Source organism: Streptococcus sp. K0074 (genome assembly GCF_048843365.1).
Taxonomy (GTDB): Bacteria; Bacillota; Bacilli; order Lactobacillales; family Streptococcaceae; genus Streptococcus; species Streptococcus mitis_BM.
On the sequence record NZ_CP184836.1, the window covers coordinates 1,207,517 to 1,229,957 of the forward strand.

General features: G+C 37.9%; 23 protein-coding genes. All 23 read left to right on the forward strand.

The window, feature by feature from the left end; all coding sequences use genetic code 11:
• The first annotated feature begins 25 nt into the window (after window positions 1–25).
• The 23 genes from ACN076_RS05850 (at window position 26) to ACN076_RS05960 (ending at window position 22,436) form a co-directional block, all read left to right on the forward strand.
• Window positions 26–1,015 (forward strand): lipoate--protein ligase, encoded by a 990-nt coding sequence (locus tag ACN076_RS05850; protein WP_101781959.1) that lies wholly within the window; start codon window positions 26–28, stop codon window positions 1,013–1,015.
• Window positions 1,016–1,536: 521 nt separating this feature from the next.
• Entirely contained in the window at window positions 1,537–2,796 is a 1,260-nt protein-coding gene (locus ACN076_RS05855; protein ID WP_420789588.1) for a UDP-N-acetylglucosamine 1-carboxyvinyltransferase, read from the forward strand.
• A 15-nt stretch (window positions 2,797–2,811) separates the two neighbouring features.
• Complete coding sequence (locus ACN076_RS05860; protein ID WP_420789589.1) at window positions 2,812–3,363, forward strand: GNAT family N-acetyltransferase; 552 nt, start codon at window positions 2,812–2,814, stop codon at window positions 3,361–3,363.
• Window positions 3,356–4,633, forward strand: a complete 1,278-nt coding sequence (gene spxR, locus ACN076_RS05865; RefSeq protein WP_420789590.1) for a CBS-HotDog domain-containing transcription factor SpxR — start codon at window positions 3,356–3,358, stop codon at window positions 4,631–4,633. The genes ACN076_RS05860 and spxR overlap by 8 nt, the downstream gene beginning before the upstream one ends.
• 15 nt (window positions 4,634–4,648) lie before the next feature.
• Window positions 4,649–5,509 (forward strand): methionyl aminopeptidase, encoded by an 861-nt coding sequence (locus tag ACN076_RS05870; protein ID WP_000631543.1) that lies wholly within the window; start codon window positions 4,649–4,651, stop codon window positions 5,507–5,509.
• Window positions 5,510–5,776: 267 nt separating this feature from the next.
• Complete coding sequence (ccdA2, locus tag ACN076_RS05875) at window positions 5,777–6,484, forward strand: thiol-disulfide oxidoreductase-associated membrane protein CcdA2 (RefSeq protein WP_060805537.1); 708 nt, start codon at window positions 5,777–5,779, stop codon at window positions 6,482–6,484.
• A gap of 11 nt (window positions 6,485–6,495) precedes the next feature.
• Complete coding sequence (gene sdbB / locus ACN076_RS05880) at window positions 6,496–7,053, forward strand: thiol-disulfide oxidoreductase-associated lipoprotein SdbB (protein ID WP_153193758.1); 558 nt, start codon at window positions 6,496–6,498, stop codon at window positions 7,051–7,053.
• A gap of 96 nt (window positions 7,054–7,149) precedes the next feature.
• Complete coding sequence (gene rlmD / locus ACN076_RS05885; protein WP_420789591.1) at window positions 7,150–8,511, forward strand: 23S rRNA (uracil(1939)-C(5))-methyltransferase RlmD; 1,362 nt, start codon at window positions 7,150–7,152, stop codon at window positions 8,509–8,511.
• 208 nt (window positions 8,512–8,719) lie between these two features.
• Window positions 8,720–8,893, forward strand: a complete 174-nt coding sequence (locus ACN076_RS05890; RefSeq protein ID WP_000159602.1) for a hypothetical protein — start codon at window positions 8,720–8,722, stop codon at window positions 8,891–8,893.
• Window positions 8,890–9,669, forward strand: a complete 780-nt coding sequence (locus ACN076_RS05895; RefSeq protein ID WP_033680337.1) for a replication initiator protein A — start codon at window positions 8,890–8,892, stop codon at window positions 9,667–9,669. Before ACN076_RS05890 ends, ACN076_RS05895 begins: the two co-directional genes overlap by 4 nt.
• 98 nt (window positions 9,670–9,767) lie before the next feature.
• Entirely contained in the window at window positions 9,768–11,126 is a 1,359-nt protein-coding gene (gene dcm, locus ACN076_RS05900) for a DNA (cytosine-5-)-methyltransferase (protein ID WP_033680336.1), read from the forward strand.
• Complete coding sequence (locus ACN076_RS05905; protein ID WP_000645896.1) at window positions 11,110–11,559, forward strand: hypothetical protein; 450 nt, start codon at window positions 11,110–11,112, stop codon at window positions 11,557–11,559. The genes dcm and ACN076_RS05905 overlap by 17 nt, the downstream gene beginning before the upstream one ends.
• Window positions 11,552–11,932, forward strand: a complete 381-nt coding sequence (locus tag ACN076_RS05910; protein ID WP_033680335.1) for an arsenate reductase — start codon at window positions 11,552–11,554, stop codon at window positions 11,930–11,932. Before ACN076_RS05905 ends, ACN076_RS05910 begins: the two co-directional genes overlap by 8 nt.
• A gap of 12 nt (window positions 11,933–11,944) precedes the next feature.
• The gene (locus ACN076_RS05915) at window positions 11,945–12,178 is read left to right on the forward strand and encodes a hypothetical protein (RefSeq protein WP_000840776.1); all 234 of its coding nucleotides are present in this window, start codon (window positions 11,945–11,947) and stop codon (window positions 12,176–12,178) included.
• A gap of 2 nt (window positions 12,179–12,180) precedes the next feature.
• The gene (locus ACN076_RS05920; RefSeq protein WP_045611617.1) at window positions 12,181–12,768 is read left to right on the forward strand and encodes a CPBP family intramembrane glutamic endopeptidase; all 588 of its coding nucleotides are present in this window, start codon (window positions 12,181–12,183) and stop codon (window positions 12,766–12,768) included.
• Between the two features lie 333 nt (window positions 12,769–13,101).
• The gene (locus tag ACN076_RS05925) at window positions 13,102–13,401 is read left to right on the forward strand and encodes a hypothetical protein (RefSeq protein WP_000869763.1); all 300 of its coding nucleotides are present in this window, start codon (window positions 13,102–13,104) and stop codon (window positions 13,399–13,401) included.
• On the forward strand, window positions 13,391–13,879 hold the full coding sequence (locus tag ACN076_RS05930; RefSeq protein ID WP_000093687.1) for a hypothetical protein: 489 nt from the start codon (window positions 13,391–13,393) through the stop codon (window positions 13,877–13,879). Before ACN076_RS05925 ends, ACN076_RS05930 begins: the two co-directional genes overlap by 11 nt.
• Complete coding sequence (locus tag ACN076_RS05935; protein WP_420790244.1) at window positions 13,879–15,756, forward strand: VirD4-like conjugal transfer protein, CD1115 family; 1,878 nt, start codon at window positions 13,879–13,881, stop codon at window positions 15,754–15,756. The genes ACN076_RS05930 and ACN076_RS05935 overlap by 1 nt, the downstream gene beginning before the upstream one ends.
• A 20-nt stretch (window positions 15,757–15,776) precedes the next feature.
• Complete coding sequence (locus tag ACN076_RS05940) at window positions 15,777–16,019, forward strand: hypothetical protein (protein ID WP_000627865.1); 243 nt, start codon at window positions 15,777–15,779, stop codon at window positions 16,017–16,019.
• Between the two features lie 16 nt (window positions 16,020–16,035).
• Complete coding sequence (locus tag ACN076_RS05945) at window positions 16,036–16,890, forward strand: conjugal transfer protein TrbL (RefSeq protein WP_001054257.1); 855 nt, start codon at window positions 16,036–16,038, stop codon at window positions 16,888–16,890.
• Between the two features lie 53 nt (window positions 16,891–16,943).
• Entirely contained in the window at window positions 16,944–17,303 is a 360-nt protein-coding gene (locus tag ACN076_RS05950; protein ID WP_001097589.1) for a PrgI family protein, read from the forward strand.
• Complete coding sequence (locus tag ACN076_RS05955) at window positions 17,254–19,611, forward strand: VirB4-like conjugal transfer ATPase, CD1110 family (protein ID WP_420789592.1); 2,358 nt, start codon at window positions 17,254–17,256, stop codon at window positions 19,609–19,611. Before ACN076_RS05950 ends, ACN076_RS05955 begins: the two co-directional genes overlap by 50 nt.
• A gap of 11 nt (window positions 19,612–19,622) precedes the next feature.
• A complete protein-coding gene (locus ACN076_RS05960; RefSeq protein ID WP_420789593.1) occupies window positions 19,623–22,436 on the forward strand; it encodes a phage tail tip lysozyme in 2,814 nt (937 codons plus the stop codon).
• Window positions 22,437–22,441 lie beyond the last annotated feature (5 nt).

Sequence of the window (22,441 nt, forward strand, 5' to 3'; positions counted from 1 at the left end):
AGTCTCTATCGTATAAAGGGATATCATGAAATATATTATCAATCATTCAAACGACACTGCTTTTAATATCGCCTTGGAAGAATATGCCTTTAAACACCTTTTGGATGAGGATCAAATCTTCCTACTTTGGATCAACAAGCCATCTATCATTGTTGGTCGTCACCAAAATACCATCGAAGAAATCAACCGTGATTATGTTCGAGAAAATGGTATTGAGGTGGTCCGCCGTATCAGTGGTGGTGGAGCTGTTTACCACGATTTAAATAACCTCAACTACACGATCATCTCCAAAGAAGATGAAAATAAGGCATTTGACTTCAAGAGCTTCTCAACTCCAGTTATCAATACTTTGGCTCAACTTGGGGTTAAAGCTGAGTTCACAGGCCGTAATGACTTAGAGATTGATGGAAAGAAATTCTGTGGCAATGCTCAAGCCTATATCAACGGTCGTATCATGCACCACGGTTGCTTGCTCTTTGACGTTGATTTGTCAGTCCTTGCTAACGCCCTCAAGGTTTCAAAGGACAAATTTGAGTCAAAAGGTGTGAAATCCGTCCGTGCTCGTGTAACCAATATTGTCAATGAATTGCCAGAAAAAATCACGGTTGAAGAATTCCGTGATTTACTCTTGGAATACATGAAAAAAGAGTACCCAGAGATGACTGAATACGTTTTTTCTGAGGAACAATTGGATGAAATCAATCGCATCAAGGATACTAAGTTTGGTACTTGGGACTGGAACTACGGTAAATCACCTGAATTTAACGTCCGTCGTGGAACAAAATTCACTAGTGGTAAGGTTGAAGTTTTTGCTAATGTCGTCGAATCAAAAATCCAAGACATCAAGATTTATGGTGACTTCTTTGGTATCGAGGACGTTGTAGCTGTAGAAGATGTCCTTCGTGGAGTGAAATACGAACGCGAAGACGTCCTTAAAGCCCTAGAAACTATTGATATCACACGCTACTTTGCTGGTATTAGCCGCGAAGAAATCGCTGAAGCGGTAGTAGAGTAAAGAAAAGCTATTTGTTAGTCATTGTGGGTTGCAGAAAAGATATTATCTGGATAGGACAAGTCTTAAAACCTGCTGAACGAGAATCAAAAAGAACTCACTTCCAGTGCTTAATAAAAAAACTCGGAAGTTTGTTCTGAGTCAACTAAATACGACTATTTGCAATTGAATATAGAGATGAGAAGGTCAGTAGTAGATTGTCTGCAAGGTGACACAGACATGAGTTGTTTTTGATTTCCGCATAGTATTAACACCCCAAAAGACTATTATCTCTTATAGTTGAACGATACCTCAAAAGTTAGATAGAGAAAATCTAATTTTTGGGGTATTTTGCAGTTCTTAATTTAGGCTTTTTTAGTATCAAAAGATGTTTCATAAAATATGGACTCAACCTTTCAACTTAATCCTATTTATTACTTACTATCTCCAATAAAAGTGAAAAGGATGGAAAAAAGGTTGCATTTATGATATAATTTATTTTAAAGACCTTATTAGAAATCTTGAAAGAGTATTAAAAACTTAGAATGAGAAAAATTGTTATCAATGGTGGATTACCACTACAAGGTGAAATCACTATTAGTGGTGCTAAAAATAGCGTTGTGGCCTTAATTCCAGCTATTATATTGGCTGATGATGTGGTGACTTTGGATTGCGTTCCAGATATTTCGGATGTAGCAAGTCTTGTCGAAATTATGGAATTGATGGGAGCTACTGTTAAGCGTTATGACGATGTCTTGGAGATTGATCCAAGAGGTGTTCAAAATATTCCAATGCCTTATGGTAAAATTAACAGTCTTCGTGCATCTTACTATTTTTATGGGAGCCTCTTAGGCCGTTTTGGTGAAGCGACAGTTGGTCTACCGGGAGGATGCGATCTAGGTCCTCGTCCGATCGACTTACACCTTAAGGCATTTGAAGCCATGGGTGCCACTGTTAGCTACGAGGGAGATAACATGAAGTTATCTGCTAAAGATACAGGACTTCATGGTGCAAGTATTTACATGGACACGGTTAGTGTAGGGGCAACGATCAATACGATGATTGCTGCGGTTAAAGCGAATGGTCGTACTATTATTGAAAATGCAGCCCGTGAACCTGAAATTATTGATGTAGCTACCCTCTTGAATAATATGGGAGCCCATATCCGCGGTGCAGGAACTAATATCATCATTATTGATGGTGTTGAAAGATTACATGGAACCCGTCATCAGGTGATTCCAGACCGTATCGAAGCTGGAACATATATTTCTTTAGCTGCTGCAGTCGGCAAGGGGATTCGTATAAATAATGTTCTTTACGAACACCTAGAAGGATTTATTGCTAAGCTGGAAGAAATGGGAGTGAGAATGACTGTATCTGAAGACAGCATTTTTGTCGAAGAGCAGTCTAATTTGAAAGCAATCAATATTAAGACAGCTCCTTACCCAGGCTTTGCAACTGATTTGCAACAACCGATTACTCCACTTTTACTAAGAGCGAATGGTCGTGGTACAATTGTCGATACGATTTACGAAAAACGTGTAAATCATGTTTTTGAACTAGCAAAGATGGATGCGGACATTTCGACAACAAATGGTCATATTTTGTACATGGGTGGACGTAATTTGCGTGGGGCCAGTGTTAAAGCGACTGACCTACGAGCTGGGGCTGCACTAGTCATTGCTGGGCTCATGGCTGAAGGTAAAACTGAAATTACAAATATCGAGTTTATCTTACGTGGTTATTCTGATATTATTGAAAAATTACGTAATCTAGGAGCGGATATTACACTTGTTGAGGATTAAACCGTAGAGGTGTTTATGAATATTTGGACCAAATTAGCAATGTTTTCTTTTTTTGAAACGGATCGCTTGTATTTGCGTCCTTTCTTTTTTAGTGATAGTCAGGACTTCCATGAGATAGCCTCAAATCCTGAAAATTTACAATTTATTTTCCCAACTCAGGCAAGTCTGGAAGAAAGTCAATATGCACTGGCCAATTACTTTATGAAGTCCCCTTTGGGAGTGTGGGCTATTTGTGACCAGAAAAATCAACAAATGATTGGTTCTGTTAAGTTTGAAAAGTTAGATGAAATCAAAAAAGAAGCAGAACTTGGCTATTTTTTGAGAAAAGATGCTTGGTCGCAAGGATTTATGACAGAGGTTGTTAGAAAAATTTGTCAACTTTCTTTTGAGGAATTTGGTTTAAAACAATTATCTATCATTACCCACCTCGAAAATGAAGCTAGCCAAAAGGTTGCTCTTAAGTCTGGATTTAGTTTGTTTCGTCAGTTTAAGGGAAGTGATCGTTACACAAGAAAAATGCGGGATTATCTTGAATTTCGGTATGTAAAAGGAGAATTCAATGAGTAAGCATCAGGAAATTCTAAGCTATTTGGAGGAATTACCAGTAGGTAAAAGGGTCAGTGTTCGTAGCATTTCAAACCATCTGGGAGTCAGTGATGGAACTGCCTATCGGGCCATTAAAGAAGCTGAAAACCGTGGAATTGTAGAGACTCGCCCAAGAAGTGGTACTATCCGTGTTAAATCTAAGAAAGTTGCTATAGAAAGATTAACTTTTGCTGAAATTGCAGAAGTGACTTCTTCTGAGGTTCTGGCTGGGCAAGAAGGTTTAGAGAGAGAATTCAGTAAGTTTTCAATTGGTGCCATGACTGAACAAAATATCTTGTCTTACCTTCATGATGGGGGACTCTTGATTGTCGGAGACCGAACCCGTATTCAGTTGCTAGCCTTGGAAAATGAAAATGCAGTTCTGGTTACAGGGGGATTTCAGGTTCATAATGATGTACTTAAACTGGCTAATCAAAAAGGAATTCCTGTTCTGAGAAGTAAGCATGATACTTTCACTGTCGCGACCATGATCAATAAAGCCTTGTCAAATGTCCAAATCAAGACTGATATTCTGACAGTTGAGAAACTTTATCGCCCGAGTCATGAGTATGGTTTTCTGAGAGAAACCGACACAGTCAAAGATTATTTGGACTTGGTTCGTAAGAATCGTAGCAGTCGTTTTCCAGTTATCAATCAACATCAGGTCGTTGTTGGGCTTGTTACTATGCGTGACGCAGGAGACAAGTCTCCCAGCACGACGATTGACAAGGTGATGACGCGCAGTATCTTCGTAACAGGATTATCGACAAATATTGCCAATGTGAGTCAACGGATGATTGCAGAAGATTTTGAAATGGTACCGGTTATTCGAAATAATCAAACATTGCTTGGGGTTGTAACCAGACGAGATGTCATGGAGAAGATGAGTCGTTCTCAAGTTTCGGCTCTACCAACTTTTTCTGAGCAGATTGGTCAAAAACTCGCTTATCACCATGATGAAGTCGTCATTACAGTGGAACCCTTTATGCTTGAGAAAAACGGTGTTTTAGCTAACGGTGTATTGGCAGAGATACTGACTCATATGACCCAAGATTTAGTTGTGAATAGTGGTCGCAATCTCATCATCGAACAAATGCTGATCTACTTTTTGCAGGCTGTTCAGATAGATGATATACTGCGCATTCAAGCACGCATTATCCATCATACTAGACGATCAGCTATTATTGATTACGATATTTATCATGGTCATCAGATTGTTTCAAAGGCAAATGTGACTGTTAAAATTAATTAGAAACTAGGAGAAAAAATGATAACATTAAAATCAGCTCGTGAAATTGAAGCTATGGATAAGGCCGGTGATTTTTTAGCAAGTATTCATATCGGCTTACGTGATTTGATTAAGCCAGGCGTAGATATGTGGGAAGTTGAAGAATACGTTCGCCGTCGTTGTAAGGAAGAAAATTTCCTTCCGCTTCAGATTGGAGTTGACGGTGCCATGATGGACTATCCTTATGCTACCTGCTGCTCTCTTAATGATGAAGTGGCTCACGCTTTCCCTCGTCACTATATTTTGAAAGATGGTGATTTGCTCAAGGTTGACATGGTTTTGGGAGGTCCTATTGCTAAATCTGACCTGAATGTCTCAAAATTAAACTTCAACAATGTGGAGCAAATGAAGAAATACACTCAGAGCTATTCTGGTGGTCTAGCAGACTCTTGTTGGGCTTATGCTGTTGGTACACCTTCCGAAGAAGTGAAAAACTTGATGGATGTAACCAAAGAAGCTATGTACAAGGGGATTGAACAAGCTGTTGTTGGAAATCGTATCGGTGATATTGGTGCAGCCATTCAAGAATACGCTGAAAGTCGTGGTTACGGTGTAGTGCGTGATTTGGTTGGTCATGGTGTTGGCCCAACTATGCACGAAGAACCAATGGTTCCTAACTATGGTATTGCTGGTCGTGGACTTCGTCTCCGTGAAGGAATGGTCTTGACTATTGAACCAATGATCAATACAGGCGATTGGGAAATTGATACAGATATGAAGACCGGTTGGGCCCATAAGACCATTGACGGTGGACTATCTTGTCAATATGAACACCAATTTGTCATTACTAAGGATGGTCCAGTAATCTTGACTAGCCAAGGTGAAGAAGGGACTTATTAAAATAAGTAAAAGTAGATTGAAGAAAAAGTGGCTCTTTGGACAATTTTCTTCAATTTTTTCTTTTATCTATAGCGAAATGAAAAAACCGAACAACTTGATGGAGAAATTCAAATCAATTTCTAACAATGTTTTAGAAAACATAGTGTACTATTAAAGAGTTTATTTCACATAATATAATGACAAAAACAGTTAATCGTAGCAAACTTGATACAAATTTTAATATTTATAGTACAATAGGTTTAAATTCTTAAGAAAGTTGGTTCTTTATTGGAAACGCTAGTATTTTCAATCTCCGTTTTTTTAGCAGGGGTCTTGTCCTTCTTTTCTCCCTGTATTTTTCCTCTTCTGCCAGTTTATGCTGGAATTTTATTGGATGATCAGGAAAGTGCAAAAAGCTTCTCCTTATTTGGAAGAAAAGTTGCCTGGTCAGGTTTGATTCGAACACTTTGCTTTATCGCAGGTATTTCACTCATTTTCTTTATTCTAGGATTTGGTGCTGGTTACTTTGGTAATATTCTCTATGCCAATTGGTTTCGCTATACCATGGGTACGATTATCATTATTTTGGGCCTTCACCAGATGGAAATTTTTCATTTTAAAAAATTAGAGGTTCAAAAAAGCTTTACTTTTAAGAAATCGGAAGCCAATCGTTATTGGTCAGCCTTTTTACTCGGTATTACCTTTAGCTTCGGTTGGACGCCTTGTATCGGTCCAGTTTTAAGTTCTGTTTTAGCGCTTGCGGCTTCTGGAGGCAATGGGGCTTGGCAAGGAGCTATTTATACCTTGATTTACACTCTGGGGATGGCCATTCCTTTCTTGGTCTTGGCTCTAGCTTCAGGTGTAGTAATGCCTTATTTTAGTAAAATCAAGCGTCATATGATGCTACTGAAGAAAATTGGTGGTTTCCTCATTATTTTAATGGGAATTTTGTTACTATTAGGACAAGTAAATGTTCTAGCTGGAATTTTTGAATAAAGGAGAAAAAGATGAAAAAAGTAATGTTTGCTGGCTTAAGCCTCTTGTCATTAGTTGTATTGATGGCCTGTGGTGAGGAAGAAACTAAAAAGACTCAAGTAGCACAACAGCCAAAACAACAAACGACTGTACAACAAATTGCTGTTGGAAAAGATGCTCCAGATTTTACCTTGCAATCTATGGACGGTAAAGAAGTTAAGTTATCTGATTATAAGGGTAAAAAAGTCTATTTGAAGTTTTGGGCTTCCTGGTGTGGTCCATGTAAGAAAAGTATGCCAGAGTTGATGGAACTAGCGGCGAAACCAGATCGTGATTTCGAAATTCTTAGTGTCATTGCACCAGGAATTCAAGGTGAAAAAACCGTTGAGCAATTCCCACAATGGTTCCAAGATCAAGGTTATAAGGATATCCCAGTTCTTTATGACACAAAAGCAACCACATTCCAAGCTTATCAAATCCGAAGCATTCCTACAGAATACCTGATTGACAGTCAAGGAAAGATTGGAAAGATTCAATTTGGTGTTATCAGTAATGCGGATGCAGAAGCAGCATTTAAAGAAATGAACTAGAATAGATAAAGAGAATCTGATTATAAATTTCATGGTATAATAGATGGTAACCGTAACGTTGCCGTCTTTTTTGTCGGCCAATAGAAAGAGAAGAGAATGTTAAAGAAAAATGATATTGTAGAAGTTGAAATTGTTGACTTGACCCATGAAGGTGCAGGAGTTGCCAAGGTGGATGGTTTGGTGTTTTTTGTAGAGAATGCTTTACCGAGTGAAAAAATCCTCATGCGTGTCCTCAAGGTCAATAAAAAGATTGGTTTCGGAAAAGTTGAAAAATACCTTACTTACTCTCCGCATCGTAACCAAGACCTTGACCTAGCTTATCTACGATCAGGTATCGCTGACTTGGGGCATCTTGCTTATCCAGAGCAGCTCAAGTTTAAAACCAAGCAAGTCAAAGACAGTCTATACAAGATTGCTGGGATTGCTGATGTAGAGGTTGCTGAAACTTTGGGTATGAAAAATCCAGTTAAGTACCGCAACAAGGCCCAGGTCCCTGTTCGTCGAGTAAATGGTATCTTGGAAACTGGATTTTTCCGTAAGAATTCCCATGACCTCATGCCTCTAGAAGATTTCTTTATCCAAGATCCTGTGATTGATGAGGTAGTAGTAGGTCTACGTGACTTGCTCCGCCGTTATAATTTGAAACCTTATGATGAAAAGGAACAAGCTGGCTTGATTCGAAACCTTGTGGTGCGCCGCGGACACTATTCAGGCCAAATTATGGTTATTTTGGTAACAACTCGACCTAAAGTTTTCCGTGTTGACCAATTGATTGAACAATTAATCAAGCAATTCCCAGAGATTGTGTCTGTTATGCAAAATATCAATGACCAGAACACCAATGCTATTTTTGGTAAGGAATGGCGGACCCTTTATGGACAAGACTTTATCACTGACCAGATGTTGGGAAATGACTACCAAATCGCTGGACCTGCTTTTTACCAAGTCAATACTGAAATGGCAGAGAAACTTTATCGAACAGCCATTGACTTTGCTGAATTAAGAGAAGATGATGTGGTCATTGATGCCTATTCTGGTATCGGGACGATTGGCCTCTCTGTTGCGAAACATGTCAAAGAAGTCTATGGTGTTGAAGTCATTCCAGAAGCGGTTGAGAATAGTAAGAAGAATGCCCAACTGAATAATATTTCAAATGCCCACTATGTCTGTGACACAGCTGAAAATGCTATGAAAAATTGGCTCAAAGATGGGATTCAACCAAGTCTTATTCTAGTGGACCCACCACGCAAGGGTCTTACAGAAAGCTTTATCAAGGCAAGCGCTCAAACAGGAGCTGACCGCATAGCCTATATTTCATGCAATGTCGCAACCATGGCGCGTGATATCAAACTCTACCAAGAGTTGGGATATGAGTTGAAGAAAGTACAGCCGGTTGACTTATTCCCACAAACACATCACGTGGAGTGTGTAGTGTTGCTACAACGAAAAAAAGGGTAAAAATCCTTGATTTTAAGCTATTTTACAAGCATTTTGTATTTGTAGATAAAGGCAATTTTGACGTCAAAAAAGTCCTAAAAAGGCACATAGATGTATATGTATTTGTAGATGTCGTTTGCGCATCGGAAAAATGAATACAACAATAAATATTTATCTAAAGAGAGAACAATTGTATATTGTTCTCCTTTTTTTATTTTCAGGAGGGAAAATGACAAAAGAATTACAATCATCACGCTATATTGTCATTTCATTTTTAGTACGTGAAATGGGAATTGACATTGTTGAAGCCATCTCTCTTATGGCTGAATTGGAAAAAAGTGGCTTGGTTCAATTGGAATCAAGCGGAGATTTAACACTCAAAGAACTTGGAGGTGCGCTATGAAACGAATTACCGCAAATCAATACCAAACTTCAGAACGGTATTACAAATTACCTAAAATTCTTTTTGAGGATGAGAAATATATGGATATGAAACTAGAAGTAAAGGTGGCTTATTCTATTTTAAAAGATCGTTTAGAATTATCTCTTAGTCGTGGTTGGATAGATGAAGAAGGAGCGGTTTATTTAGTATTTTCTAATTCTAAACTGATGAGGCTGTTAGGTTGTTCGAAGTCAAAATTACTATCAATCAAAAAAATTCTAAAAGAATATGACCTAATTGATGAAGTCCAACAGTCTTCAAGTGAGAAAGGGAGACTAGCTAATAAGATTTATTTAGGGGAGTTGTCTACTACCCCAGTAGGTAATTCAAACAGGCCTAGTGTTAAAAAAAGACTAGGGCAGGTTGAAAATGAAACAGCCCCCGTCTTACATTCAGCCCCTAGTGAGACTGAAGTTAGTGAGACTAAATATAGTGAGACTGATTCTTTATTTATTGAGGATGAGGAGGATAGGAATACTCAACCTATCTTGAAAAGAAAAGTAGAAAAGGTCACAAAATATGATCGAGATTATATTTGGGGATTGGTACAAGATCAATTTAGACGAGAAGGTTTTTCTGAAACAGCCAGTGAAATTGCTATGACTGATTTTGAGAGAATCTATCAGTATGCTCTTGACAATGTTCGCTTTGTTAGACGAGCGGAAGTTTTGGCTGAATTTGTGTTTAATGGCTTGTATTCCGTTTGGAATAACCGTGTTAGAAAAGGAGGTGGTTAAATGTCGCCAATCGAGTGGATATTAGTTATGCTCATTGTCATTTCAAGTGGAGTGACAGTTCTGACAATGATAGTCGATAAGAAAGGGGTGATCAAGAAATGAGATTTATTGATTTATTTTCAGGTATCGGTGGCTTTCGACTTGGAATGGAAAGTGTCGGACACGAATGTATTGGATTTTGTGAGATTGATAAATTTGCTAGAGAATCTTATAAGTCCATTTTTCAAACGGAAGGAGAAATAGAATTTCATGATATACGAGATGTTTCAGATGACGAATTTAAAAAACTTAGAGGGAAAGTCGATGTCATCTGTGGGGGATTCCCTTGTCAAGCATTTTCAATCGCAGGAAGACGATTGGGATTTGAAGATACTAGAGGAACTTTGTTCTTTGAAATTGCTAGGGCGGCCAAACAAATCCAACCACGTTTTCTTTTTCTTGAAAATGTTAAAGGCCTACTCAATCACGATAAGGGACGGACGTTCACCACAATCCTTACCACGCTTGATGAATTGGGGTTTGATGTTGAGTGGCAGGTGCTTAACAGTAAGGATTTTGGCGTTCCCCAAAACAGAGAGAGGGTGTTTATTATCGGACATTCTAGAAAGAGAGGTACCAGACTCTTATTTCCTTTCAGACGAGAAGGTCAAGCAACTAACTCTGAGACTTTAAAAATATTAGGGAATTTGAATCCATCAAAAAGTGGAATGAGTGGTAAAGTCTATTATTCAGAAGGTCTTGCGCCAACCTTAGTTCGTGGAAAAGGAGAAGGATTTAAAGTTGCGATTCCTTGTATGACACCAGACAGATTAGAAAAAAGACAAAATGGTAGACGTTTCAAGGATAATCAAGAGCCAATGTTTACTTTAAATACTCAGGATCGCCATGGTATTGTCGTTGTTGGAGATTTACCAACTAGCTTTAAGGAAACTGGTCGCGTCTATGGAAGTGAGGGCTTATCTCCAACACTGACTACGATGCAAGGTGGAGATAAAATCCCCAAAATACTGATTCCAGAACCAATCCAATTTCTAAAAGTCCGAGAGGCAACGAAAAAAGGATATGCTCAAGCAGAAATAGGAGATTCAATCAATTTGGAGAGACCAAGTTCTCAGTATCGTCGTGGTAGAGTTGGAAAAGGTATAGCGAATACGTTAACAACCAGTGGGCAAATGGGAGTAGTAGTGGCTAGCTATGAAGGAGAAGATAAACAAGTTTATCATGTAGCCGGTGTCTTAATTGATGGGCAATTTTACCGTTTGAGGATACGACGAATCACTCCTAAAGAGTGTTTTAGACTGCAGGGCTTTCCTGATTGGGCTTTTGAAGCTGCTAGAAAAGTCTCTAGTAATAGTCAGCTCTATAAACAAGCTGGTAATAGTGTAACCGTTCCTGTGATTGCCGCAATCGCAAAGAAATTAAAAGAAATAGAGGAAAAAGATGAAAGCATTAAATAAAGAATCAATACTAGATTGTGATGAATTAGAAACAGAATTACATGATGCAGAAATCAGACAGCTGGATGAACAAATATTTTTGATGCCCAATTATCCATGTGAGTTTGAGGTGACATTTTTAGATGATTACCATAAAAAACACAACTACCCCCTATTTTACGAATCCTATCTTCAAAACATTATGGAATTCCTTGAAAGTCAGGATATAAAGAACGGAGCTGATGCCTTTGTAGATGATCATCAGAATCTTGTTTTTGTTTTATATGGACAAGGCTATCGAGCCGAGGGAAAAGAGGGAATACTTACAACCCAAGTAACTGTAAAAGCTTATGATGAAGACAAGAAACCGATTAACTTCGCAAATTTATTAGATTCCTTAATCGTCTCAGAATATCAAATGGAACCGAATCTTTGGGAGGTCTCTCATGATTGATCTATATCTAAGTAAAAATAGCCAAAGAAATCAACTTCTTTTGGATTTCTTTCAAAAGTATGGCATAGAGGTCACTCCTCATTCTATTTCTGAAATGACAAAGGATAAATTAATTGAGATGATGAGCTATTCTTCAGATTGTTTCGAGTTTTTATCTCCAAATTTATTACGTTTTAAGAATCGAGATAACCTAAAATTAACAGATTTCATCGAAATGATATTAAAAAATCCTGAACTAACCATCAGACTTCCTCTTGCGGTTTCAAATAAGCGAGTTTATCCAAATCTGAATCTGGAGGAGGCTAGAGCTTTATTGCCAAGAGATACGAAACAATTGATTTACATGGCACAAACACATTATTTATCTAACTAAAGGAGAAGCAATATGGCTGAACGATTTTGGGAGAACTTGTCCATTATTTTGGCTGAAAGAAATATTAGCTGGATTGAGTTAACCAGAAAAATGTTTGCGGGAGAGTTTCACTATCCAAGTGAATTGAACCGTTTGTATCAAAAGATACGCCACTACAAGATGGAACAACGAATGCCTCAAAGTCCATGGGTAGAAAGGATTGTGCAGGTATTAGATTTAGATTATGAAGATTTATTTCGGAGGTAACTATGAAAAGAATAATTCCAGTTTATATATTCCAACAAGTAAATGTCCTATTGGTATCTCTATACTTACTGAAATTTCTTTGTATCGGTGAGTTAACTATACTAGAGATTCTCTATGGTGCGTCACTCATTTCTTTTTTATGGATGTATGGCCAACGCAAACAAGCTCATAAGGTCAATATGAAATCTAGGATGAAATGGCTTGGTATTGGATTCATTAGCCTACTGATTATAAGTCTATGTTTTAGCCTAATCCATGCTCAAGGAACCACGAATCAAGCAAACTTAATTGGACTTCAACATCGAGTTCCTTGGTTTTCATTTTTATTGTTCTTAATCAATGCGAGTATGGTTGAAGAATTTCTGTATCGAGAAATTATATGGAATTTGGTGAGAAAATTAGATATTCGAGTTGCGTTGACAAGTGTTTTATTTGCCTTAGTACATCATCCAGGAACCATTCTAGCTTGGTGTTTATATGTTTCACTTGGGATGTTTTTAGGGATGGTACGCTATAAATCGGACTTATGGGGCAGCATGGGTCTACATTTGGTGTGGAACCTACTAGTTTATAGTTTGCTGCTTTTTTAGACCAAATTAGCTTGTTTTAGGGAAATGAAATGCTAACGTTATGTAACAATGTTAGTCTTTTATTTCAAAATCTTTGTTTAGTATGAATTTAGCTCTACAGAAAAATAAAAAATGTGATAAAAATTTCAACTACTCTTATCTATAATAAAGCTACCTGTTCTTTGAAAATTGAATCCACTCCGTCTTGATTAGCGTGCCTGTGTAAGTAGGGACTGAGAGTATTTCCCTGTGAAGGGCAACTGGCACAAGACGTGTGTGAGAATTTTCTAACAGACACGGAGTTTATCGTTACCAGACTTAAACGATGCGACAAACTAGATAAAGGAGTTAATCATGAAGGTAGTAAACTTGTATGATTTGAAACAAATGGGAAATAAAGGTGGTTGTACCATCCAATTGATTCATCACTTTCCTTTTGGTATGGGCTTAGGACATCTCAAAAAAGACTACATTGAATTTAAACGTGTTGGTATCGTTGATGGGAAAGCAGTAGAAGTTACTCTTCGAGAACCTTATTCGAGAGATCTACTGCAGGTTGTTAAGTCGATTAAGCAACGTCAGAAATTGATAGCTTATCGTTATAAAGAAGGAAAGCTGCTATTTGTGAAGAAGGAGGCATCAGATGTCCTCTGAACAACAGGAACGAATGGCAGTTCAATATGCAGAGCGTAGTCTTTTATTTACTGTAAGAAGTCTCTTAAAGATTCTAGAATGGTCTAGGCGTCAGGCTTTAGCACAGGATTCCGCCTATAAGATAGGGGTGCAGAAATTAGAAGAATTGCTACAATCTCCTTATTCGATTGATACGATTAATCTGAAAAAAGATTTTTTAGACAAACCAATTGATATAGAGAAATTTAAAGCTTTTTTAGAAAAAGAAGAGATTCCTTTAGCCATCGCTTGGCAAGGGGATTCTCTACATTTCTACACGAAAGACCGTTCGATTCTGGACAATCATTTAGACCATCTTTTAGAAAAAATGGTTAATGATCCGGAGAAATTAGCTGATTTTACCATGGATAAGTCATTAGATGATGCTATTGATGAAGCTAAATCCCAAATTACCTTTAGACAAGAAGGAGCCGTCAAACAGAAAGAGATGGTGAGATGATGTACAGTGGAAAGAAATTCCTACTATTCTCACTGTTAGGTATCTTACTAGGCTATCTTTTTCATCGTTTGACGCTTTTGTATGATTCCTATACTGGAAATACTTTAGATAAATGGACTCATCTTCTGATGGAAGGTCAAGATCAAGTTCTTCAGTCGCCATGGAATGTTTCTTTTACTGGAAAATCAAGTGCTTTTTTTCTACTAGGCTTTGTGATGATGTTGCTGGTTTATCTCTATCTAGAGACTGGTAAAAAACAATACCGAGAAGGGGTAGAATACGGGAGCGCCCGTTTTGGAACTCTAAAGGAAAAGAAGCACTTTTACGGTAAGGAATTTTCTCATGATACGATCTTAGCACAAGATGTTCGTTTGACATTGTTAGATAAAAAACCACCCCAATATGATAGAAATAAGAATATTGCGGTGATCGGAGGTTCAGGAAGTGGGAAAACATTTCGCTTTGTGAAACCCAATCTGATTCAGATGAATAGTTCTAATATTGTAGTGGATCCAAAAGATCACTTGGCCGAGAAAACAGGTAAACTCTTTTTAGATCATGGCTATCAAGTAAAGGTGTTAGATTTAGTCAATATGAAGAACTCAGATGGTTTCAATCCTTTTCGCTATATAGAGACAGAAAATGATTTGAATCGCATGCTGACGGTTTATTTTAATAACACCAAAGGCTCTGGATCTCGTAGTGATCCATTTTGGGATGAAGCTTCTATGACTTTGGTACGAGCTTTAGCCTCCTACTTGGTTGATTTCTATAATCCACCTAAAACAAGAGAACAGCTCATTGAAGAGAGTCGTTTAAGTCAAACAGAATATCAAAACTTGTTGAAACGTCAAAAAAAAGAAGTGGAAGAGCGAAAAAAACGAGGGCGTTATCCAAGTTTTGCTGAAATCTCAAAACTCATTAAACACTTATCCAAAGGTGAGAATCAAGAAAAAAGTGTCTTAGAAATTCTATTTGAAAATTATGCTAAAAAGTATGGGACTGAAAATTTTACCATGCGAAATTGGGCAGATTTCCAAAATTATAAGGATAAGACTCTGGATTCTGTCATAGCTGTAACCACTGCTAAATTTGCCCTTTTCAATATTCAAAGTGTCATGGATTTGACCAAAAGAGATACCCTTGATATGAAGACATGGGGCAAGGAAAAATCAATGGTTTACTTAGTTATTCCAGATAACGATAGTACCTTTCGCTTTCTTTCAGCCCTCTTTTTTTCAACTGTATTTCAAACCTTAACAAGACAAGCAGATATTGATTTTAAGGGTCAATTGCCTCTTCATGTCAGAGTTTACTTAGATGAGTTCGCAAATATTGGAGAAATTCCAGATTTTGCTGAACAAACCTCAACAGTCCGTTCTCGAAATATGAGTCTCGTTCCTATTCTTCAAAATATTGCCCAACTTCAAGGGCTCTATAAAGAAAAAGAAGCTTGGAAAACCATTTTGGGGAACTGTGATAGCTTAGTCTACTTAGGTGGTAATGATGAAGATACCTTTAAATTTATGAGTGGCTTACTCGGTAAACAAACCATTGATGTTCGAAATACGAGTCGTTCTTTTGGCCAGACAGGTTCAGGATCCCTTTCTCATCAAAAGATTGCTCGTGATTTAATGACACCTGATGAAGTCGGAAATATGAAACGGCATGAATGCTTGGTTCGAATTGCCAATATGCCTGTCTTTAAAAGCAAAAAATACAATTCAACCAAGCATCCAAACTGGAAGTACCTAGCCAATCAAGAAAGCGATGAACGGTGGTGGAACTATCAAATCAATCCTTTGAATCAAAGAAAAGAAAATCATCTTGAAGGCCTTAGAATTCGTGATTTAACTTTTGAATCTAGTTTAAAATAAAAATAGAAAAGAGGAAATAGATGATTACGCATTTTAAAGGTTTTGTTTATGGAGTAGACGCAAGTGCTATGTTTGCACAAGCTATGTCTTTGTTACAGAAGGGATTGATTGCGGTTGGTGCCTTTCTCGTTGTTGTAGGGATTGTCAACCTTGCAACCAACATTAAAGATGGTGGACCAGGTGTTCGAAATGCCATTCTTGAAATTGTCGGTGGTGTTATGGTAGGGGCTGCTGGAGCCTTTGTAACTCAAATTTCAATTTAGGAGGATAAACAATGACATGAATCTTAGTTTAGTCTCACCCTTTGTTTACCTTGCATCTGAAAAAATATCAGCTGAAAATTTATTTGAAGGATTTAATGTGGATTTACAATCTACGGTAGATCTGATTAAATCTCTATCTAGCTATAATCCAACTGTTTGGACTTATATGTCAAGTATTACTAAAAGTGTCATGCAACCTCTTGGAGTTGCGATTTTATCAGTTGTTCTCATCCTAGAATTTTCGAAGATGGCAAAGAAAATTGCTAACTCTGGTGGAGCGATGACCTTTGAAGCATTGGCGCCGATGTTGATTAGTTATATCATGGTCGCAGTTGTAATTACTAACACTACCGTGATTGTAGAAGCCATCATCGGGATTGCGAGTCACGCCATTGAACAAGTGGCCTCGATTGTGGCTCACGGTGGGGCAAAGTATGATACCATCTCTGGATTAAAAGGTTCAGGCTTTATTGGCCGGATGATCGTGGGCTTTTTCGCCCTCCTCATTTGGCTTGTTCGGATAGTAAGTGCAGCCATGGTCAATCTTTTGGTATCCATTCGATTTATTCAACTTTACCTTATGATTCCATTTGCCCCTCTTACGATTCCAACATTTTTAAGTGATGAGTGGAAGTCTATTGGTATTGGCTATTTAAAAAATATTATGGTCTATGCGGTACAAGGGGTTCTCATTTTTCTGATTGTTTCTCTTGTTCCTTTGTTTGAATCTGCTGGAAAAATAGCTGTTTCAAATGGTGCAGGAGTCTTGCAATCACTTGCGATTATGTTTGGTAGTTTGGTACAAGCTATCTTACTGATTATTGCCCTCGTTGGTTCTCAACGTACGGCTCGCTCAATCTTAGGTATGTAATTAGATAAAGGCTAGGAAGTGATTGCTTCTTAGCCTTTTTAGAAAGGAAAGTAATGAATACACGTGTCTTTAAAGACATCTCAAAATACCAACACAGGGCTTGGTTAGGTTTCACCACAAGACAAATCATCTTTGTTTTACCAGCCTTTATTGTCACAATTATTGTTTTGGGCTTGAATCTCTTTTTCTGGCAATTTGGAGATTGGTTTGTTTACGGTTTTGTGTTTGCTTTTACCATCCCCCTAATGCTTTTTGGAGTCTATAAACCCAATGATTTATATTTTGAACATTATTTGAAATACCGTCTTCATTTTGAATTAACGGTTCCCCTACGCACAATTACAGGAAAGAAAGGACCTGAACATGAAAAGAAAATCAAATACATTAAAGAAACAAAAAACTTCAATGACTAATAAAAAGGAAGAAGTTAAAGGGAAAAAAGAGGAAGTGTTACCCTCAACGGCTAATACTCTTTCCTATCAAGCCCTGTATCAAAATGGTCTTATGCAGGTAAAAGAAGATTATTTCTCACAAAGCTATTTACTTGGTGATGTCAATTACCAGACAGTTGGTTTAGAAGATAAGGGCGCAATCATTGAGAAGTATTCTGATTTGATTAACTCCCTAGACGACCAAACCAACTTCCAATTGACCATCTTTAATAAAAGATTGAATTTAGAAAAGTTTAGACAAAGTGTTTTGTATGAGGAAAAAGAAGATGGGTATGATACCTATCGTAAAGAATTGAATCGGATGATGAATCAGAATTTAGACAGTGGTGAAAATAATTTTTCAGCTGTGAAACTGATTAGCTTTGGTAGAAAGGATTCTAATCCCAAACAAGCCTATCGTTCCTTGTCTCAAATTGGAGAATATTTCAAGAGTGGTTTTTCAGAAATTGATGCTCGCTTTGAATCCTTGGCTGGAGAAGAGCGTGTCAACTTGTTGGCAGATATGCTTAGAGGAGAACACCATCTTCCTTTTTCTTACCGTGATTTAACGAGATCGGGTCAGACAACTCGTCACTTCATAGCGCCTAATCTCTTGGATTTTAAAAACAAGAATTACCTACAAATCAATGACCGATTATTGCAGATTGTCTATGTGAGAGACTACGGCATGGAATTAGGTGATCAGTTTATTCGAGACCTCATGCAAGGAGATTTGGAATTGATTGTGAGCCTCCATGCTCAAAGTTCGACTAAGGCAGATGCTATGAAGAAACTACGAACAAAGAAGACCTTGATGGAATCCCAAAAGATTGGGGAACAACAAAAACTAGCTCGTACAGGTATCTATTTGGAAAAAGTAGGTCATGTATTAGAAAGCAATATCGATGAAGCTGAGGAACTCTTAAAAACAATGACAGAGACAGGAGATAAACTATTTCAAACGGTCTTCTTGATTGGTGTTTTTGGTCAGGACGAAGAAGAACTCAAACAAGCATTAGATACTATCCAACAAGTGGCCGGTTCAAATGACCTAATGATTGATAAACTTCCATATATGCAAGAAGCAGCCTTTAATAGTTTGCTGCCATTTGGTTGTGATTTTTTAGAGGGAGTATCACGGAGTTTATTAACATCTAATGTAGCAGTGAACTCACCTTGGACTTCAGTAGACTTACAAGACCGCAGTGGGAAATATTACGGTATCAATCAAATCTCAAGCAATATTATTACCATTGATCGCAGCCTATTAAATACACCGTCTGGTCTGATTTTAGGAACATCTGGAGCTGGGAAAGGGATGGCAACCAAGCATGAAATTATCACGACCAAAATCAAGGAATCTGGTGAAAATACTGAAATTATCATCGTGGATCCAGAAGCAGAATACAGTGTCATTGGACGGGCTTTTGGTGGAGAAATGATTGATATTGCGCCAGATTCCCAAACCTATCTCAATGTCCTTGACTTGTCTGAGGAAAATATGGATGAAGATCCTGTAAAGGTAAAATCAGAATTTCTTTTATCCTTTATCGGCAAGTTATTGGATAGAAAAATGGATGGAAGAGAAAAATCGATTATCGACCGAGTTACGAGACTCACCTATCAGTCATTTAAAGAGCCTTCTTTGGAAGAATGGGTCTTTGTCTTGAGTCAACAGCCAGAAGAAGAAGCGCAGAATTTGGCACTTGATATGGAACTGTATGTCGAAGGTTCTCTTGATATTTTTTCTCATAAGACCAATATTCAGACCGGATCCAATTTCTTGATTTATAACGTTAAGAAGTTAGGAGATGAGCTGAAACAAATCGCCCTTATGGTTGTTTTTGATCAGATATGGAATCGTGTCGTTCGGAATCAAAAATTAGGGAAGAAGACCTGGATTTATTTTGATGAAATGCAGCTTCTCTTATTAGATAAATATGCCAGTGATTTCTTCTTTAAATTGTGGAGTCGTGTTAGAAAATATGGAGCCAGTCCGACTGGAATAACCCAAAATGTCGAAACCTTATTGTTAGATCCAAACGGTAGACGGATTATTGCAAATAGTGAATTTATGATTCTCCTCAAGCAAGCAAAAAATGACAGAGAAGAACTGGTTCAACTCTTAGGCTTGTCAAAAGAACTCGAAAAATACTTAGTCAATCCAGAAAAAGGGGCAGGGCTAATAAAAGCTGGTTCAGTTGTCGTTCCCTTTAAAAATAAGATTCCTCAAGGTACACAATTGTTTGATATCATGCGTACGGATCCTGATAAAATGGCTTCTAACTAAGGGGAAGTAGAATGAAGGATAAAAGAAAAATCATACGTGCCCGAAAGGCATTTAGAAGAAGTCTAAAAGATGAGAAGAAATTCTTGAAAAAAGGAAAGAAGGAGGTGAAGAAACAAGAAAAAGATTCCGCTGTACTGGATGAAAAAGCATGGAAAAAAGAGATAAAGCAAAAGCTAGAGGAGATGAGAGAAGCTTCAAAGGAGAGAGTAAAACAAGCAAATGAAGATTACAATCACATCCTTCAAAATAGTCCTCCATCTCTTTTGAATCGCAAAGAATTAAGAGACAGACGATTGCCTCATGCTAGGAAACGATTGAAAATAGCCAAGAAACAATTTAGAGAAGCCAAGGTAGAAGCAAAAGAAGAAAGAAAAGAGAGTCGTAAAGAAAGAAAAACCAATCAAAAATTTCTTTATGGTCAGGAATCGAAACAAAAATCTAATTTTTTCTTTCAAGGGAAGAGTTTAGAAGAATTAAAAGCTAAGAAAGAAGTCAAGGCCGCAAAAGAGAATCTAAAATCTACTAAACAAGCCTATAAGTCCAAAAAAGTCAGTAGGAAAGCCAAAACTTTTCTTTATGTCCTTGGACGTGAAGGTGGAGAGTTAGCTTCAGAAAATGAAGATTTAGAAGGCTATCGCACACTTCAAGAGACCATTAGAAAAGGGAAACGCTACAGTCGGCTTTCTTATAATTTGGGGAAAGCTAGTGTCAAAACAGGACAAGCAACAGGTCGTTTTACCAAGAAAAGACTGACCAACACAAAAGAGCGATACCATCATTTTAAAGATGGAAAAGGATGTAAACTAGCGAAAGATAACCCAAGTTCCTTTAAGAATCGGTTTCGAAGATTAAAGAAACAAGGTCTTACAAGTGTCCGAAATATCTATCAAAAACTAAAAGCAGCCTTTTCCTTCTTTACATTTGCGGCTGGAAATCCTGCAACCTGGATAGTTGGAGGAATAGTCTTTCTTCTTTTACTTATGATGAGCTTCTTTTTAGGATTTTCATCTGCTAGTTTGATTCAACAAGATGAATTTGAATTAACAAAAGCTTATACCCACCTGACTTGGGAAGATGCAGAACATACTCGCACAAATGACAAAGGCATTACCTATTACACAAAAGTTGATGATGTGATGGGGTATATGAACTTTAAATTCCATGACTATGAGTTACACAAACCAGTTCACTTATTTAGTTCAGAAACTTACAAGGATTATCTGTCTACTTTGTGGCATGATTTAAACGATGGGGATGATTTGAAATCCATGCAAGACCTCTATGAAACTCCTAAGTATAAACTATCGAAAGACGATCAAGAGGAAATAAAGGAACTAAAAGAAGAGGGGGTGTATGCTTCCATGCAGGAATTGGACAATCCATTTGAGGGGAAAAGTAACGAAGATAGTCTAACCATGACTTATCGTTATGGATACTATGATTTAGACGGAAAACCTACCCTTCAGGAGTACATTCTACTAGAAGCGAAGGCTCACCAAACAATTGTCGCACCAATGGATGGAGTTGTATCTCTTGACGGAGATGATGTTATCCTTACTAACGGAAAAGGAGAGAATGAGAGTCGATTGACCTTGTATTCTATTCATAATGGCCGTGCGATTGAGGGAACAAGGGTCTTAACTGGTGATGTTATTGGTGAGACACCAGACGATACAGGTTTGAAAGTTTCCTATCAAAAGTATAAGAACAAGAAAGAAAAATTAGTGTATGTCAATCCGCAATTTTATTTTCCAAAAGTCATTCAACTTCAGACAACTATCTTACCTGCCATTGGTCAGTTTGGTGGGGATGAGTTTGAACGAGCAAAACATATTTATGAGTTTTTGAAATCTCAAGGGGCAAGTCCCCAAGCCATTGCGGCTATTTTAGGAAATTGGTCGGTAGAGTCTTCTATCAATCCTAAACGAGCTGAAGGGGATTATTTATCTCCTCCAGTTGGCGCTACCGATTCCTCATGGGATGATGAAAGCTGGTTAGCGATAGGAGGGCCAGCCATTTATAGTGGTGCTTATCCTAATATCCTTCATAGAGGTTTGGGGTTAGGTCAATGGACGGATACCGCAGATGGGTCAACACGTCATACAGCCTTGTTAAATTATGCACGCACCCAAAATAAGAAATGGTATGATTTAGACCTCCAACTTGATTTTATGCTTCATGGGGATAGTCCTTACTATCAAAGTTGGTTAAAGGATTTCTTTAAAAATACGGGTAGTGCAGCCAATCTCGCCCAACTCTTCCTTACCTATTGGGAGGGAAATTCTGGTGACAAACTACTGGAAAGACAAACTAGAGCAACGGAATGGTATTACCAAATTGAAAAAGGCTTCAGTCAAACAAATGGAGGACAGGCAAAGAGTGACCCGCAATCCCTTGAAGGGGTTCGTGGGGACTTGTATGATCATTCTGTTCCTGGTGGTGGAGATGGTATGGCCTATGCCTATGGACAATGTACATGGGGTGTTGCGGGTCGTATGAACCAGTTAGGATTAAAGCTAAAAGGTAGAAATGGAGAGAAGATTTCAATCATTAATACCATGGGAAATGGTCAGGACTGGGTTGCGACAGCTTCAAGTCTTGGTGGAGAAACTGGCTCTACACCAAGAGCAGGTGCCATTGTTTCTTTTGTAGGAGGTACACATGGCACACCAGCAGACTATGGTCATGTGTCTTTTGTAGAGAAAGTCTATGATGATGGTTCTTTCCTTGTGTCTGAGACAAACTATGGGGGTAATCCTAACTATACCTTTAGAAAAATCTCTCAAGCAGATAGTGCCATCAGTTTTGCTTATACGACGAAATAGAAGAG

Excerpts from the sequence above, each read along its gene's own strand:
- ACN076_RS05850 (WP_101781959.1), top strand. The coding sequence starts at position 26 with ATGAAATATATTATCAATCATTCAAACGACACTGCTTTTAATATCGCC.
- ACN076_RS05855 (WP_420789588.1), top strand. The coding sequence starts at position 1,537 with ATGAGAAAAATTGTTATCAATGGTGGATTACCACTACAAGGTGAAATC.
- ACN076_RS05860 (WP_420789589.1), top strand. The coding sequence starts at position 2,812 with ATGAATATTTGGACCAAATTAGCAATGTTTTCTTTTTTTGAAACGGAT.
- spxR (WP_420789590.1), top strand. The coding sequence starts at position 3,356 with ATGAGTAAGCATCAGGAAATTCTAAGCTATTTGGAGGAATTACCAGTA.
- ACN076_RS05870 (WP_000631543.1), top strand. The coding sequence starts at position 4,649 with ATGATAACATTAAAATCAGCTCGTGAAATTGAAGCTATGGATAAGGCC.
- sdbB (WP_153193758.1), top strand. The coding sequence starts at position 6,496 with ATGAAAAAAGTAATGTTTGCTGGCTTAAGCCTCTTGTCATTAGTTGTA.
- rlmD (WP_420789591.1), top strand. The coding sequence starts at position 7,150 with ATGTTAAAGAAAAATGATATTGTAGAAGTTGAAATTGTTGACTTGACC.
- ACN076_RS05890 (WP_000159602.1), top strand. The coding sequence starts at position 8,720 with ATGACAAAAGAATTACAATCATCACGCTATATTGTCATTTCATTTTTA.
- ACN076_RS05895 (WP_033680337.1), top strand. The coding sequence starts at position 8,890 with ATGAAACGAATTACCGCAAATCAATACCAAACTTCAGAACGGTATTAC.
- dcm (WP_033680336.1), top strand. The coding sequence starts at position 9,768 with ATGAGATTTATTGATTTATTTTCAGGTATCGGTGGCTTTCGACTTGGA.
- ACN076_RS05905 (WP_000645896.1), top strand. The coding sequence starts at position 11,110 with ATGAAAGCATTAAATAAAGAATCAATACTAGATTGTGATGAATTAGAA.
- ACN076_RS05910 (WP_033680335.1), top strand. The coding sequence starts at position 11,552 with ATGATTGATCTATATCTAAGTAAAAATAGCCAAAGAAATCAACTTCTT.
- ACN076_RS05915 (WP_000840776.1), top strand. The coding sequence starts at position 11,945 with ATGGCTGAACGATTTTGGGAGAACTTGTCCATTATTTTGGCTGAAAGA.
- ACN076_RS05920 (WP_045611617.1), top strand. The coding sequence starts at position 12,181 with ATGAAAAGAATAATTCCAGTTTATATATTCCAACAAGTAAATGTCCTA.
- ACN076_RS05925 (WP_000869763.1), top strand. The coding sequence starts at position 13,102 with ATGAAGGTAGTAAACTTGTATGATTTGAAACAAATGGGAAATAAAGGT.
- ACN076_RS05930 (WP_000093687.1), top strand. The coding sequence starts at position 13,391 with ATGTCCTCTGAACAACAGGAACGAATGGCAGTTCAATATGCAGAGCGT.
- ACN076_RS05935 (WP_420790244.1), top strand. The coding sequence starts at position 13,879 with ATGTACAGTGGAAAGAAATTCCTACTATTCTCACTGTTAGGTATCTTA.
- ACN076_RS05940 (WP_000627865.1), top strand. The coding sequence starts at position 15,777 with ATGATTACGCATTTTAAAGGTTTTGTTTATGGAGTAGACGCAAGTGCT.
- ACN076_RS05945 (WP_001054257.1), top strand. The coding sequence starts at position 16,036 with ATGAATCTTAGTTTAGTCTCACCCTTTGTTTACCTTGCATCTGAAAAA.
- ACN076_RS05950 (WP_001097589.1), top strand. The coding sequence starts at position 16,944 with ATGAATACACGTGTCTTTAAAGACATCTCAAAATACCAACACAGGGCT.
- ACN076_RS05955 (WP_420789592.1), top strand. The coding sequence starts at position 17,254 with ATGAAAAGAAAATCAAATACATTAAAGAAACAAAAAACTTCAATGACT.
- ACN076_RS05960 (WP_420789593.1), top strand. The coding sequence starts at position 19,623 with ATGAAGGATAAAAGAAAAATCATACGTGCCCGAAAGGCATTTAGAAGA.